The organism is Actinomycetota bacterium (assembly GCA_041658625.1).
GTDB lineage: Bacteria > Actinomycetota > JAHEXW01 > JAHEXW01 > JAHEXW01 > JBAZZW01.
Genome location: JBAZZW010000001.1, coordinates 104,232 through 118,196 on the forward strand (window position 1 = coordinate 104,232; position 13,965 = coordinate 118,196).

Genomic DNA, 13,965 nt, shown 5'->3' on the forward strand with positions numbered 1-13,965 from the left:
CGCCTTCCCGTTTATCAAAGTAACTAAGGTCGCGCGCTAACTCAATAAAATATTCGGTCTCTGCTAAGGATCCCCGGGCTATTTCTATAAAACGTCTTTTATCTTTGTCACTCTTGCGCGCCTTGTACCTCAAGTCTGCATCAACCGCATGCATGAGTCTGATGTTTAGGTTTTTTTGAAAATATACAGGCCGGCAAACCGGTCAATAACGTATAAACGACTGCCATCTAACTTAAGGCCGGCAGGGACTTCAAATATCGTAACCGCTTTTTTGGTGTCTCTTTTCCTCCCGACTACTCCCTTATACTTTCCTTTTTTATCAAACATATGGATTATGCCGAGAAGCCCGTCGGATACCAGTATGCTGCCTTCGGAGTTAACCGTCACATATTTTGGCCGGCCTAAATGGATTTCTTTGGTGTTATCCATGCGCTTGACAAACTTACCGTCACGGTTGAATTCCTGAACTCGAGAATTCATAATATCTACAACATAGAATGATCCGTCGCTTCCGTAAGCTACACCGCACGGAGTATTAAAACCCTTGTTCCCTCTTTCTTTCCTGCCTGTGCCGATTGCCTTGACCTCTTCCCCCGACGCGTTGAACATTATGACGCGGTGGTTGTCGGCGTCAGCGACTATAAACTCTCCCTCTTTGTTTACGGCTATACCGATCGGCCGCGGCTCTTTCGCGTCTCCGGGATTCTTTAACATCTGTATTGCCTGTTGAAAGATGCCGTCAACGGTCACGATAACGACCTGATGACCGAGGGTATCAGCTATGTAAAGATTCTCGCCGAAAGAGGCTATCCCCATCGGGGTGTGCAGGGATATCCTGGGGTCGGAAGCGGCGTCGATCTTCCTGATTGTCTTGCCTGTCTTGTCGATTTCCAGCACTCGGTTATTCAGCGTATCCAACACGAACACGCGTCCGTGAGCGATGGCTAAGTCCGCTGGTTGGCTGACGTCGGCAAGCTTTTGTTTCTTGGTCAACCTATATGGTGCTTCAACAATTTTTTTTGACGCCGGTTTTCGCGGAATAAAGTTAAAGTAATAGTAGACAACGCCTACTTCGATTAGTACGGCCATCAGGACAACAGCGAAGATTATCCAGGAGCGTCGGGTCTTATCCATAAGCTAACACCTTTCTATAAATGTCACCCTATAAGCATAGCAAAAGCCCCCCCAACGATATGGGGGCTTTTGCTCACGTTAAGTCAAATACTCAAACGCCGTTCGTCAACCGGGATCTTCTACGGGTGACAGTTCGTACACAGCGCGGCAGACGTCGCCGAATAATCCATCGTATTCAGCGCCGTTCCCGCAACACCGCCGTGCGCGGTATGGCAAGTTAAGCACTTGACAGAGGTACCACCGGACGTGGTGCCAGCGGCATCGTACAGCCTTGTCCCGCTCATATCCGCGGGCGGAGCAAAGGCCGCGTCGGTCGGTGTCATGCTCGCCACCATGTTGACCTGATGGCCTATGCCTATGTCGCCCGAGTGACAGTCATTACACAGGTTCGCACCTGAAGCGAACGTCAGGAACTTTCCGTAGCTGTTGCTGTGCGGGTTGTGACACGTACTGCACTCACCCGCGTGCTGCGCGTAAGTCGCTGAGAAAGCATACTCTTCATGTGCAATCGTACCGTCGTGGCAGCTATAGCACAGAGCCTTGATTCCGGTGAACGTTGTGCCGACCGGACGGGCCCACAGAAAATCGCCCTGGGCATTATGCGCCACATGGCAATTGGCACAGACTCCGGTGCCGGGTATGGCCAGATTATGCACCGTTCCTGTAACTTGGCTGTAGGCGCCAGTTGGGGTTGGCGGCGGCGTTCCCGCTTGCGTAGTTGCAGTTGACACGTTGCTATATGCAGCAGAATAGTTCAGCGCAGCATCATATGCCCGCACCCTGAACCAGTACGCCGTGCTCGCCGTTAAACCCGCAGCCGAATAGCCGTTCGTGGCGGAGGTTCCGGCCAATGTGAAGGGCCCGCCGACCGCGGTGGCCTTTTCAATCTCGTAACCAGTAACGCCCGTAGCGTCTGTCGACACGGTCCAAGCCAGATTAATCTGGGATGAACTGAAAACCGTCGCGCCTAAGTTGCTCGGATTGGTCGGCGCTGTCGTGTCTGCTGCGCCTGCGGCAGTCGTCACAGTCGTTTTGGCCGTGCCGCCTTTGCCCGCGGGAGTGCCTGCCGCGTTGTCGCTATCGTCGGTCCAGTAAACGGTATAAGTCGCGCCGTCCTTGTTGAGCGTAAACGAGCCCGTTCTGGTTCCCTGTTTTCCGGTCGCTACTCCTGCGCTCGTAAATACGGCCCAACCTTCAGGAGCGTCGAAGGCCGTAGAACCGCTGACGCTATATGTTTCCGTGGTTGTCGTCTGGCCGGTCTTCGTCACAGTAATTGACACGGTTACGTTAAGATTGTGACAATCTGTGCAGACCTGGGTTTTACTCGGATTGGCCATTGCGGTGCCGCCCATCATAAACGCGAAGACTGCTGTACAAGAAACAGCCAAAGCTAGCATTAACGCTAGTTTCTTTGTTTTCATTTTTCTTCACCTCCTCTTTTGTTTAGATACGAATTAGAGCTATGTATCGAGTCTTTCCTGGATTTCATCGTTCTTTACCTCTTCTCTTGTTAGAGCTATGTGTCGAGTCGCGGCGCCTCGAGCCACATATGCAATGCAATCCGGGCGCGCGTGAACTGTGTTGGGGTCGGCAATCCGGGCGCGCGTGAACTGTGTTGGGGTCGTGTATACAAGGATGCTACTAAAGAAAAGGTCGTTAGTTAATCGGGCAGCAGTTCGATTTTCATCGGTACGGAAGACCTACGAGCAATAGGTCGATGGTATGAGCCTAGACCAAACCGTCCTTATATGCCTTGATGGCGGCTTGGGTTCTGTCATCTACGGCCAGCTTGCGCAGGATGTTGGAAACATGCGTTTTTACTGTGCTCGTGCTTATGTAAAGCTCTTTAGCGATTGCGATATTGCTACAGCCGCGCTCCATCGACCGCAGGACTTCGGTCTCGCGGCAGCTAAGGTCGTCCAAAGCTGCTTCCTTTGTTTGGCGGTCGACCGATTTACCGCTAAATCGCCCGGCAATCTTTGACGCGATGACAGGATCAAAAAATGATTCTCCGCTTGCTAAGACATGGACCGCTTTTATCAGGTCGGCGGAATCCAGGTTCTTAAGAACATATCCCTTGGCGCCCGCCTCCAATGAGGCAAACACATCGCATTGTCTATCAAGTGAGCTGATCATAAGGATGTTCGCGGCTGGCCTGATCTTGATAATCTCGCGACAAGCTCTGATGCCATCGAAACCGGGCATGTGAACGTTAAGAATAATGGCGTCTGGACAGTAATCGGCGGCAAGACGTACGGCTTCTTGACCGGAATATGCTTCTCCAACAACCTTAATCCGTGGATCTGATTCCAAAATCACGCGTACTCCCGCGCATATTATCCTGTGGTCATCAGCAATAAGCACATTGACCATTTCATTTCCCTCCCGGGTAAACAGAAAACTCCGCGAGGATTCGCGGATACCAACTATATCGACGCGATTCCGACTACCTTTGCGATCATTTTCTTCATCGTTCTCGTCTCCTTATGGTGCGGGGTTATCTACCATGTAAGTCGGGGGCGAACGCAAAAAGGTTACGGCCGAGAATTATTTTTCTTACTGTCGCCTTCGCTGTTGCTGTTGTTCTTAAAATGCTGGAGCTGTTTCTCGGGTTTGGGATTCTTTCTGTTCTCTTGCTCAAGAGGTTTCTCTTGTTGTTTTTCCAGTATCCGCTGCTTACGGGTTTCCGCTTGCGCGCGTTTCTCTTTCTCTTCCAAATCTTCCAAACGCTTAAGTATTACCTCGCGGCGCACGGCCGGCACCTTGTTCAGAAGCGCTTGGGCCTGCCCGAAATTCCCGCTCATCAGCTTTAACGTCGCTTCTATTCTATCGCGGCGGTTCAGGCGTTTAAGCGCTTCCGATTCATTTAACCTCCGCCCCGCGATCTCAAGATAAAGATTTGCTTTAGCTTCATCATTTCGGGTCACGCGCAACCTGGCTTCCTCGATTCCACGTTTAATCGGATACAGCGCGTCGCCGGGCAAACTGTCGGTGGACGCGAAACCGACGCCCGTCATAAGCAGCAACAACGCCACTACGGCGGCCAGAGTTCTGATAACCAGTCGCCGCGGCCGGAAACGAATCACCCTCGCGGACTCGGGTTCTTTGGCAACCGCATCCAACAACCGCTCCCTAGCCTCCGCCATAAACCCAGCATCAGGCCCGGCCTCCGCCGCTTTTTCCAGGACATCGATCACGTCTTTGTAGTCCTCGTGGTCTTCGTAATCTTTCATGTCTCCATCATCTTCCTTAACGCTTCCAGCGCCCTGTGCTGCAGCGCCTTGACCGCGTTCTCATTCTTACCTAGCATGGCTGCCGTCTCGCTCAACTTCAGTCCCGCCAAAAACCTTAGCGCAATCACGTTTTGTTGGTCGGACGACAACCGCTTTATCAAACCGGCTAAGTCTTCCGCGTACAATCCGGCGGCCAGCTCCATGTGCGCCCTAGGGTCTGACATCGACTCCAGCGCTTCGGCCTCCAGGCCTGTTTCGGTCCTGCGCGGCTGCTTCTTGCGGTAGAAATCCGCCACCGCCGCTCGCCCGATTGTGAACAGCCACGCCGTAAAAGGATTCTCGCGCTGTTCATACCGGCCTATCGACCGGAAAGCCCGTAGAAAAGTTTCTTCTGTCACGTCCTCGGCGTCCAGCCGGTTGCCGATCCGGTAAAACGCATACAGGTAAACCGAACCAACGCATATATCGTAGATACGTCCAAATGCTTCTACGTCGCGCTGTCGCGCTTCGTTCGCAAGTTTTGCCAATACCTGTTGATCCATGCAATCACTCTACCATCTACATCGTCTATAATCCTTGTTTGGATACTGCCGGCGCTGTGATAATATTCAATCACCGAGGTGAATAATATGAACGATGCTGCCTCCGCCAATTGAGAGCTGTTCCCCGGGTTTGGAATAGAAACGGTCGCGACAGGCTTGAGTTTGCCGGCCAACATCGCCTTGGTTCCCCGGCCTCAAGATCGGATATACGACAGATGATAAAGGTGAATATCACGGCCTATATCTGCCAGACGAAGACAGGTCAACGCATCTTTATGTTCTAGGATCGTCGGGAGTCGGCAAGTCAAAAGCAATTGCCAACTGGGTAATTGAAGACATAAAAGAAAAGCGCGGATGCGGAGTAATTGATCCGCACGGCGATCTTATCAAAGACATAATCGGCCAGGTCTTTGACTACGACAATGTAATCCTAGTCGATCTATCAGACCCGGACTACGTCATCGGCTTCAACCCGCTAGAGCTTCAGCCGGGAGTAGACCCCTTCACTCAAACCTTAGAGCTGGTCGAGGTCTTTAGAAAGATATGGGAATTGTCCGATGCGACGACCCCGCGCCTGGAGTGACCCCGTTTCTGTTGACACTTTTACTTGACGCACAGGCGGCTGTCAAAGTGGAAGAAAATAGGTCTATTGCGCCCCATTGAAAAGCCGGTTTCCGCTATGCGACTAGCCTAACGAAATATGGAGATTGATTCAAGAGAAAGGATCGGCTGACACGGGCGACTATGGGTTTGAACTATTGAGAACTTTCCCCGCAACATTTGGACTTACGAAGCACCTACCTGATTTCCGCTCGTCTTCTAAATCAACATTCTTATTGACTTTCTGCCTGATAGGAGGTGGTGGGTGCTAGAGGCTTTGAACCTCTGGCCTCTTCCGTGTGAAAGGGATGTTTGTATACGAAGCAATGGGTCATAGTGCTTGAAGTGCGGTAATAGGCTGGCTCCCCGGATCGTACGATTTTCAAACATTCAGAGTTTTGCATAAGGCCAGCTAAGGGGCCTTGCTAAGTCGTTTTCTTCCACGGTCCGCCGGCAGTCCAGGTCATATGTTCGGCACTTCCATCTAGAATCGCCCCAACAACCGGCATCAAAAAGTCCCTTAGCTCATCCACAATCTCAGCTAATTCAGCACTAGCTCCTTTAAGATTTGTCTTATCAGCTATAAACGAGCGCATCTGGGCGATCTTGTCGGTGTCTGATGAGAATTCGTCCGTCAGGGCCACGGGATTTTCAATTGGTAACGACAATCCGCGGCTCTTGAACGTTGCCTCAATTGCCTCTGCTAGGGACTTACCAGCAAAGTCGAATTCTTGGCTCAATAGCCAGACATCGATGAAGTCCTTCATGCGGCTGTTGGCTATACCCTTCTCAACCATCGCGTGAAACTTCTCGGCAATTACGGTCTCCATAGGATACGCGCGCATAACAGGAGCGGGTTGATCGAGCATCGGCCGTAAGGTGATTTCCTCCAGGCGACCTGGCGCGTCTCCGAAACCTATGTCGACTTGAAGCGTGATTGTCGCTTTCCCGAGACAACACTTTAGCTTGGCCCGCATCCCGCCGTACTCGGCTTCTTCACGAATCGGTTCGACCTGAACGCTGCTGGTATCAAAAACAAGGCCATCTTCCTGTACGTGTGTACCCAAAATATCTTTTATCGCAACTGATATAGCGGCGGCTGAGTTTTCGACGAATCCTAACATATCGACATCGCGTGTCGGCCTGTGCGGTTTATCAATCCAATGGATAAGCAGCATGGCGCCTTTCAGGACAAAGCGGTCAGAAAAGCGTGATTTTGTAAGACGATAGAGAAAACGTTCGCTCGCGTACTGCAGAAGAATAAGGTCAAACGGCTCGCCTGTTCGTCGCTGGAGATTTAGAAGCCGCTGTTTGACTGAAGCGGAAATATCGGTTGGCTCGCGATTACTCATATAATTGCTTCCAGGTACGGCCTCATGATATTTGAGACGCGATCAATCTCCGCGTACTGCCAGACCTCATCGACTGAGCACTTCTTCTGCCTTCTACAGTCCCTAAGCGCTTCCAGTGCGACATCCATCCCGATCTTATTCCTATATTTAAAGCAGTCGGCGACAGTCTTAGCCGGGCTGTACACTCGTACTCGAACATTTTCGATAATTGCCTCTTCGATGCCGCTATTAAAGGCCTGCCCGGAGAACTTCACGATTTTTATGAGGGGTCTGTCAATCTTTGGCGTCCTGCTTGTTCGCTCAACAGCCATCCAGACCTCATATGGCGACGCAGTCGTCAGATCATGATATCGAAGCGCCGACAGCAGGCAGATAATGCCGTTCGGCACCTTTTTACTTGCCTCGGCAAGAGAGAAGTTTTCAGAAACGTCAGCGTCCGGTATCCTGTAGAGTCCTCGTGCTGCTCTCTCAAGGAGACCGCGATCAACCATGCGTCGAAGGTACTCGCGCGCAATCCCGTATTCCTCTAGCTCACGAGGTCGAATCATGCCCTTTTCTCTGACTATTTTGAGCGTCTTCGAGATCTTGTCTTTTGCCATGAGGGCACCTCATATCTGTTACTGATAGTCGCCACTTATCTCTTTCTGGTGACTAATAGTAACACTTATGCACTAGGGTGTCTACATATAATAACGGAAAGATCTTTGTCGATACGGGGTATGGTTCAAAGCCATTGAGGTATGTTACCCTCTCTGACCAGCGCTAATTAGCTGGCTCCCTTGTTGAAACAGTATTCGGAAGATAAGAAATTCGGGCAAGTTCAGAAGTACTTTTTAGATTTCAGCAAGGACTAGGCCTATACAAACAATGGGATTTAGTTCTATCAACTTCGATGGATTATACAGTATCTTCTGCAAAGATTAAGGGGTCAGTTCTCAATGGGTTCATGAGGACAGGCCACCAAAACGGAGCGTTATGCCAACCCTTACTTTGTTCTCCGTTTTCCCTAATCAACATAAGGCAAGGAGTATTCTCCGATATTTCTCTCGCAATAGTACGTGCTGTTCGTCCGCTTCCTCCATCCGGGTCATCAGAGAATCGTCCATCAGCTTTAGTCCTCGCCATGTTCTGATCTTCGCGAATCACAACCCAGACTTTGTCCTTTTCGTGAGGCGCCCTTGAGTTGTGTGAGAGATGCTCAAGACTGGCTTTAAATGTTCGCCAGATCCATGGATATAACTGATTTAGCTCCAAAGTTTTTTCAATAAGATCAACCGCTTCTAGTGCATCAGATAAGTCAACCAATACTGCTTCGTTTCTATTGTTACCTTCAAACCATTTATTTACTCGGTGGTCGATTTGTTGAACTGATTTTTCAATATGAGTTTTATATCCTGTTTGAAATCCAACTGGCAACATTGGTTTATGTGGTCGCAAAGTAGCAATAGACGACAACAACAGTTTGTTAGGTGAACACGGGACCAATCTACCGGTAACATCTTTACGTATGAAATCCACACCTTGATCATTACCGCCCTTTTCAAAGGTTTCACGGAGCGCAGTATCGAATTCATATATGCGTCTCATTACTTCATAGATATCACGTGTCGTATAAAAACGAGTGACTGCTAGATCCTCAATCGGCCTGGCACCATACATCCGGGAGTGTTGCAGAACGGTATCTTGTTGGGATTTCTTGGGATTTCTTCCATAATAAAACCCTATCAATTTATCTATTGTCACACCTCGATCCAAAATCTGACCTCCAATATATATATTCATTGGATTCCGTAATTTCAGCTGGCCCTGACTATCAAGTAATTCTTCAACATCTCCATCGGAATTAACAACAGTAACCATTACGTGCTCTTGTATTAAAGCGGCTTTAGCCTGGTCTTCAATTTCATCTAACGGTGGGATGTAGATACCAGGTATCTTTGAAACTGACAACGTCAGGTCTTCATATGAAGTGCTAATGAGATCTGAGATTATCTTCTCGTCTGTCTTGGCAGCATTTGCAAGAGCAGAAATAAGGGTCATGACGATCTCTGCTTGCCACGCGTGTGAAGCTCGACTAATCTCGCTATGTGCGACAAATGCATATTTCTGAGGCTTGCCACCATGCTTAATTTGTTGCATATGACGTATTGATGCGCCGACAATGAAGTTCATGATGGCTTTCCGTAAGCATGCAATTTTGTCCGATGAAAGCACATCATCTAGCTTAAAGCGACGTGCATCAGGTTGTTTTAGTATTTCTCGTTCTTCGGTTGAGATTTCCTCATATATGTTGTAGGCGACCGAGCTTTCTTCATTACCATCTTCGAAGTAGAATTCGCCGCCCACATACTTGTCATGTTCTGGCAAAAGCACAGTAAATGCGGGTCGTTTCGGTAGAAACAGTGAACAGTCTTCTGATATATCCGGTTGAAGATATAATGAATATGGTGTAGCAGTCACCTGCAAATAATCAACCTCTTTAACAATATTTCTCAACTCATCGATTTGCGATGATATGCGACCAACTTCAACCGCCTCTGCGTGTTTACGAAAGCTAATGCTTGCGTAATCCGCTTCATCATCGATAATGAGCATTTTTTTCTCCCTTAGGTCTGGATAGATGCTAGAAAGTTTGGTCAGAAGTCGCCGCATATTATTCACTTCTTTTTTTACTACAATAATGAGCTTCTTCCTTCTCTCATAAGCAGTTAGATTGTCGGGCATATGCATGATGTCAAATACTTCTGCTTTATCATTCTGTATAAATTCAGAAAAGTCTTTTTCCATACGTTGTACGGTTTGGTTGACCAGGGCTTTTGTCCCTTTTGTCAATATGATTGCGGCATCATAATTATTGTCAAATGCCAGGGCCATGACACCGATGAATGCTCGTGTTTTACCGCTTTGAATCTTACCAAGCAGAATTCCTGGATTATTTGAAGATGTATTGTTGTCCAATATCTGCGAGGCCGTATCTTCCATACAGTTGATGAGGTCTTTGGTGTCTTCTCTTTTCTCTACAAGTTCTTTGAACACTATATCCCTCCATAGATTAGAGCCTTTGTTTCATTATGCTCTTGATAATAAAACAGCTCAAGAGCTGGGGAAATGCTGAGATCGTAAGCCTCGAAGTTCGAGTCTTGTTCGGGGTAGATATAAAAAATGGCTCTGTACAGCCATTGTTTTTTAGCTCCCCGGGTTGTACGTTTTTCGCACATTCCGCGTTTTGCATATTGCTAGCTGGAAGCTGCTGTCGAAGACCTAACCGGTAGAGATGTCGATTATGCTGGGTTTGGCGCCACGAAAAACTGACAATTTGACCCGACCCCAATCATTCAAAAAGACGGGGGCCCGCCAGTACGCCGAGCCCCACATTATCCAAGCTTCCCTTGTACACTTCGTACTCTTATTCCTTGATCCCCAACGCATTTGTAAGCCAGTCGACGATCTTTTGATACGCCGGTGTTTTATCCGAACCGTTAGCTTTTTTCTTAGCCTGAATCTCCTGAAACTTATTGATGCGATGCTCCTTGACCTTTTCTTTGACCTTAGCGCGCTTTTCCGCCTGCGTTTCTTTACGTTTTTCGATACGGGCCTTGCGCTCCTCTGCCTTTTGCTCGTGAAGCGCCTGGCGTTCTTCCTTTAGCGCCTTGTGCGAGTTTTTCTTTTCCTGCTGAACCGTCTGCTTGTCCGCTGCCGATCCGCTTCCCTGCGACGCGGCAAAAGCGGCCCCCGGGAACAACAGCGCCGCGATCAACGCAATTCCGATTGTCTTTGCGACCATCTTCTTCATGGCTCCCGCCTCGTAATGATGTAGAGCATTGTACTGTATATTACGGATGCAGACGTGAAAAGGTTACGGGGAGTTATTATTTTCTGTCTTTGACAACGTACCTCGAAGATCAGATTTTAAATTATTACAGCCGCGACCGAGTGTAACTAGGAGCGACTAAAGGGGGAAAATGTACAAAGCATTTGCGCTAGGATATCTTTCATTTGTAAAGGCTGACCTGAGGTTATACTGACTTTGGCTCCCCGTGTTGCACGATTTTCAAACATTCAGGGTTTTGCATAAAGCCAGCTGAAAGTATTGCCTAAACGTTTACAGGAACATAGATCCCGATAATTCTGTTACCGGCGCCTCGAAAAACTGATAATTAAGGACCTGGCCTCGTAGAAATTGATTCCATTCGTTTGACCAACCTAAATATCAAGACTATCATACACGTACAATTACCATTAAGGCTTATCGAAACGCAGAGAGGGTAGATATGGCAACAAACTATGTTCCCGAACAGAGATTATACATAGATGAAAGCGGTGACCACGGGTATTCCCAAGTCGATCGAATCGAGAATAGGTTCCTGGGTCTGCTTGGTTGTGTATTCGAAAGAAGCAATGACTACATATCTGCCACAAACGCTATGAATCGGATAAAGAACAAGTTCTGGCCCAACAATGATCCAGATAACCCTGTTATTTTTCACCGTGAAGAAATGTTAAGGTGCGAGAATCACTTTACAGTTTTGAAAGATAAGGCAATTAGACAAGATTTCGATAAGGAGATTCTTGAGCTCTTGAGAGAGTCAAAATATACAATAATTAATATTGTATTGGACAAACGCATCCATCAAAATCGCTATGATGTCCCATTCGACCCCTATCACTACTGCCTGACAATCATACTTCAGAGATACTGTGGCTGGTTGAATTACTTTTCAACCACTGGTGATGTTATGGCAGAGAGTCGTGGCAATAGGCCGGATAGCGGGGTAAAGAGCCAGTACAGGAAGATTTATGAGGACGGAACGATGTTTCTCGACAAGTCCCTTGCCCAAGAAACCTTGACGAGTAAGAAGATCAAAATTAAGCCAAAATCTCACAATATTCCAGGACTTCAATTCGCTGATCTTCTAGCCTGGCCTCTAAAAGAGAAGCTTCTTTTTGAGCACGGGATTAGAAAAGACAGGTATATGGGCATGTTTAGTGAGTCTATTTATTGTGCAGTTGAAGATAAATTCAATCGAAGATTCGATACTGGAAAAGTTCTTGGTTATGGGGAAGTTTTTGTTAAGTAACGCAAAAAGCTAGCCGCCGGCTAGCTTTTTACTGATCGCAATCTGCGGTCAACCTCCAATAAATTGGATTACTTCTAGTTTAAACAAACATAACAACCTTGTCAACGTTGCCTAATGAGATCAAGACTCGACCTTTAAAGATATTCTTGATAAACCGACTGCACATTTATTATACCTTGGTTAAGACCGCCCCGGCTTGTATCACTTTGGCTCCAAGCATGTGAGTCAGAATGACTACAATCCAATAAGCATCTCAGCTTAGATATATCTGAGGAATCGACCCCTTGATTCTCGGCCTCCTCAGAGAGCTTGTTAATACCCTTCTTCTGAAATCCTATGACCTTACTTAGTGATGCTCCCTTATCACGTAGAATCTCCATGCACACGGTTTCAATCGACTTTCTTAAGTGACCCCCGCCAGTTTCAAGAGATCTGGCATCCCCTTTATTAACCGCATCTCGGACCAGTTCAAGATAGTCTATGATTCCTCCGCGAGCTTGATTTCTTCGGCGGTTAAGTCATAAAGCTCATAAACAAGCTGGTCGATGCCGTAGTCGATAGGCCGATGCTAAAAGTAAAGACGCGACCCCTTATAATGCTCTTCGAGCGAGGAGCGTAGCGACGAGTCGAGAAGTTGAGGGTGCCACTCGCAGAAACAGAAATCAAAAGCAGAAGCCTATCAGAAACAGTCATCCTGGGTGAGCGCTCTTTGCGAGCGCAGGAACTGACACGCCACTTACTTTACCGGCTAATTTCGTGCATGGTGGATCCGGAACAGAAACCTATACTTCAGAAAATTCGTGCGTGATGAATCGGAAGAAAAATGCTAAAAGTAAAGACGCGACCCCTTTATAATTTCCATTACTAGTCCAAGAGAATTGCATATTGTTTCTCTCCCAAACCAAATATACCACCAAAGGAAAGAATGCCAAAAGCTATTCGCTTATTAGTTATGTTTTCTTTTTGTGTTTAAAATATTCAATCTGTTGCAAACGCTTTTCCGCTTCTTCTTTTGTTGGGTACGTTCCCATATTACGTCCGCTTTCGGAAACCACGCGATAGCCTTCCTTGACTTTTCGAATCACAAGAACCACCTCCTTATCATTCTTTATCCTCTCCTACTTGCTCTTCCGCCTGGCTTGCTGCGCCTTTTCTATATTCTCCATTCGTGCTCGTTGTTGCGCAGGAGTTGGTTTTTCGCTTTCAGGAACATTTGGCCTATCTTTTGCTTCAAAGATGTCAGCTTTAATGTGCTTTGGCTCAGAACCGAGTTTCTCTATTACCTCCCGCGCATCATCAGTGTCAGGAATTAATCTATTACCTTCAATGTGAGCATCTTCCTTACTGATAAGCCATGCCTGCGTATCCCATGAGCCACTGCTTCTTTTTCCTGCTAAGCGTTGAATGTGTCCTGGCTCTCCAATATCTTGATTGCGGAATGTAACAAACTCATCTTTTGACCTTACAACAATTCTGAAGTAATCACCTTCGCCTTTTGTTCCAGGCTTTGCTCTTTCTCGTCCTTCAGGCTGAGCTAAAGAATGTTCCCCTGGTGACATATCTTGCCATTTCTTTTGCGCTTTCTTTATATTTTTCTTTGCTGTTTCAGTTTGTTTTCTCGTTGCCATATATTTTTCACCTCCTTTCATTTATTCATCGTCATATCCAATCTTACTCCTTAATCGTTCAAGTTGTCCCGTTGGTCTTGGTCTTCCCCCGTTTCTGTTGACACTTTTACTTGACGCACAGACGGCTGTCAAAGTGGAAGAAAATAGGTCTATTACGCCCCATTGAAAAGCCGGTTTCCGTTATGCGACTAGCCTAACGAAATATGGAGATTGATTCAAGAGAAAGGATCGACTGACACGGGCGACAATGGGTTTGAACTATTGAGAGCTTTCCCCGCAACATTTGTACTTACTAAGCACCTACCTGATTTCCGCTCTTCTTTTAGATCAACGTTCTTATTGACTTTCTGCCTGATAGGAGGTGGTGGGCGCTAGAAGATTTGAACCTCCAGCCTCTT

12 protein-coding genes are annotated in these 13,965 nt (G+C 47.5%); 1 reads left to right on the top strand and 11 read right to left on the bottom strand.

The features are described 5' to 3' along the window. Window positions 1-165: 165 nt before the first annotated feature. The 9 genes from WC891_00500 to WC891_00540 all read right to left on the bottom strand — a co-directional run bounded on the left by WC891_00500 (window position 166) and on the right by WC891_00540 (window position 10,654). The gene (locus tag WC891_00500) at window positions 166-1,134 is read right to left on the bottom strand and encodes an NHL repeat-containing protein (protein ID MFA5866433.1); all 969 of its coding nucleotides are present in this window, start codon (window positions 1,132-1,134) and stop codon (window positions 166-168) included. 119 nt (window positions 1,135-1,253) lie between these two features. Beyond that, complete coding sequence (locus tag WC891_00505) at window positions 1,254-2,555, bottom strand: cytochrome c3 family protein (protein MFA5866434.1); 1,302 nt, start codon at window positions 2,553-2,555, stop codon at window positions 1,254-1,256. Between the two features lie 307 nt (window positions 2,556-2,862). After that, complete coding sequence (locus WC891_00510) at window positions 2,863-3,507, bottom strand: response regulator transcription factor (GenBank protein ID MFA5866435.1); 645 nt, start codon at window positions 3,505-3,507, stop codon at window positions 2,863-2,865. 161 nt (window positions 3,508-3,668) lie between these two features. Then, complete coding sequence (locus tag WC891_00515) at window positions 3,669-4,367, bottom strand: DUF5667 domain-containing protein (protein ID MFA5866436.1); 699 nt, start codon at window positions 4,365-4,367, stop codon at window positions 3,669-3,671. Continuing rightward, window positions 4,364-4,909, bottom strand: coding sequence for a sigma-70 family RNA polymerase sigma factor (locus WC891_00520; GenBank protein ID MFA5866437.1), 546 nt, complete (start codon window positions 4,907-4,909; stop codon window positions 4,364-4,366). Before WC891_00520 ends, WC891_00515 begins: the two co-directional genes overlap by 4 nt. Before the next feature lie 1,025 nt (window positions 4,910-5,934). Then, window positions 5,935-6,861 carry a nucleotidyl transferase AbiEii/AbiGii toxin family protein gene (locus WC891_00525; GenBank protein MFA5866438.1) on the bottom strand — a complete coding sequence of 309 codons (927 nt, stop codon included), beginning with the start codon at window positions 6,859-6,861 and terminating at the stop codon, window positions 5,935-5,937. Then, the gene (locus WC891_00530; protein ID MFA5866439.1) at window positions 6,858-7,460 is read right to left on the bottom strand and encodes a type IV toxin-antitoxin system AbiEi family antitoxin domain-containing protein; all 603 of its coding nucleotides are present in this window, start codon (window positions 7,458-7,460) and stop codon (window positions 6,858-6,860) included. Before WC891_00530 ends, WC891_00525 begins: the two co-directional genes overlap by 4 nt. Window positions 7,461-7,758: 298 nt before the next feature. Beyond that, the gene (locus WC891_00535) at window positions 7,759-9,897 is read right to left on the bottom strand and encodes a Z1 domain-containing protein (protein MFA5866440.1); all 2,139 of its coding nucleotides are present in this window, start codon (window positions 9,895-9,897) and stop codon (window positions 7,759-7,761) included. Between the two features lie 370 nt (window positions 9,898-10,267). Continuing rightward, window positions 10,268-10,654, bottom strand: coding sequence for a hypothetical protein (locus tag WC891_00540; protein MFA5866441.1), 387 nt, complete (start codon window positions 10,652-10,654; stop codon window positions 10,268-10,270). A 478-nt stretch (window positions 10,655-11,132) separates the two neighbouring features. Here WC891_00540 and WC891_00545 point away from each other — a divergent pair, with 478 nt between their 5' ends. Beyond that, window positions 11,133-11,939 carry a DUF3800 domain-containing protein gene (locus WC891_00545; protein MFA5866442.1) on the top strand — a complete coding sequence of 269 codons (807 nt, stop codon included), beginning with the start codon at window positions 11,133-11,135 and terminating at the stop codon, window positions 11,937-11,939. A gap of 950 nt (window positions 11,940-12,889) precedes the next feature. Here WC891_00545 and WC891_00550 read toward each other — a convergent pair. Both WC891_00550 and WC891_00555 read right to left on the bottom strand, forming a co-directional pair. Then, a complete protein-coding gene (locus WC891_00550; GenBank protein ID MFA5866443.1) occupies window positions 12,890-13,024 on the bottom strand; it encodes a hypothetical protein in 135 nt (44 codons plus the stop codon). A 33-nt stretch (window positions 13,025-13,057) separates the two neighbouring features. Then, entirely contained in the window at window positions 13,058-13,567 is a 510-nt protein-coding gene (locus WC891_00555; protein MFA5866444.1) for a hypothetical protein, read from the bottom strand. Window positions 13,568-13,965: the final 398 nt, after the last annotated feature.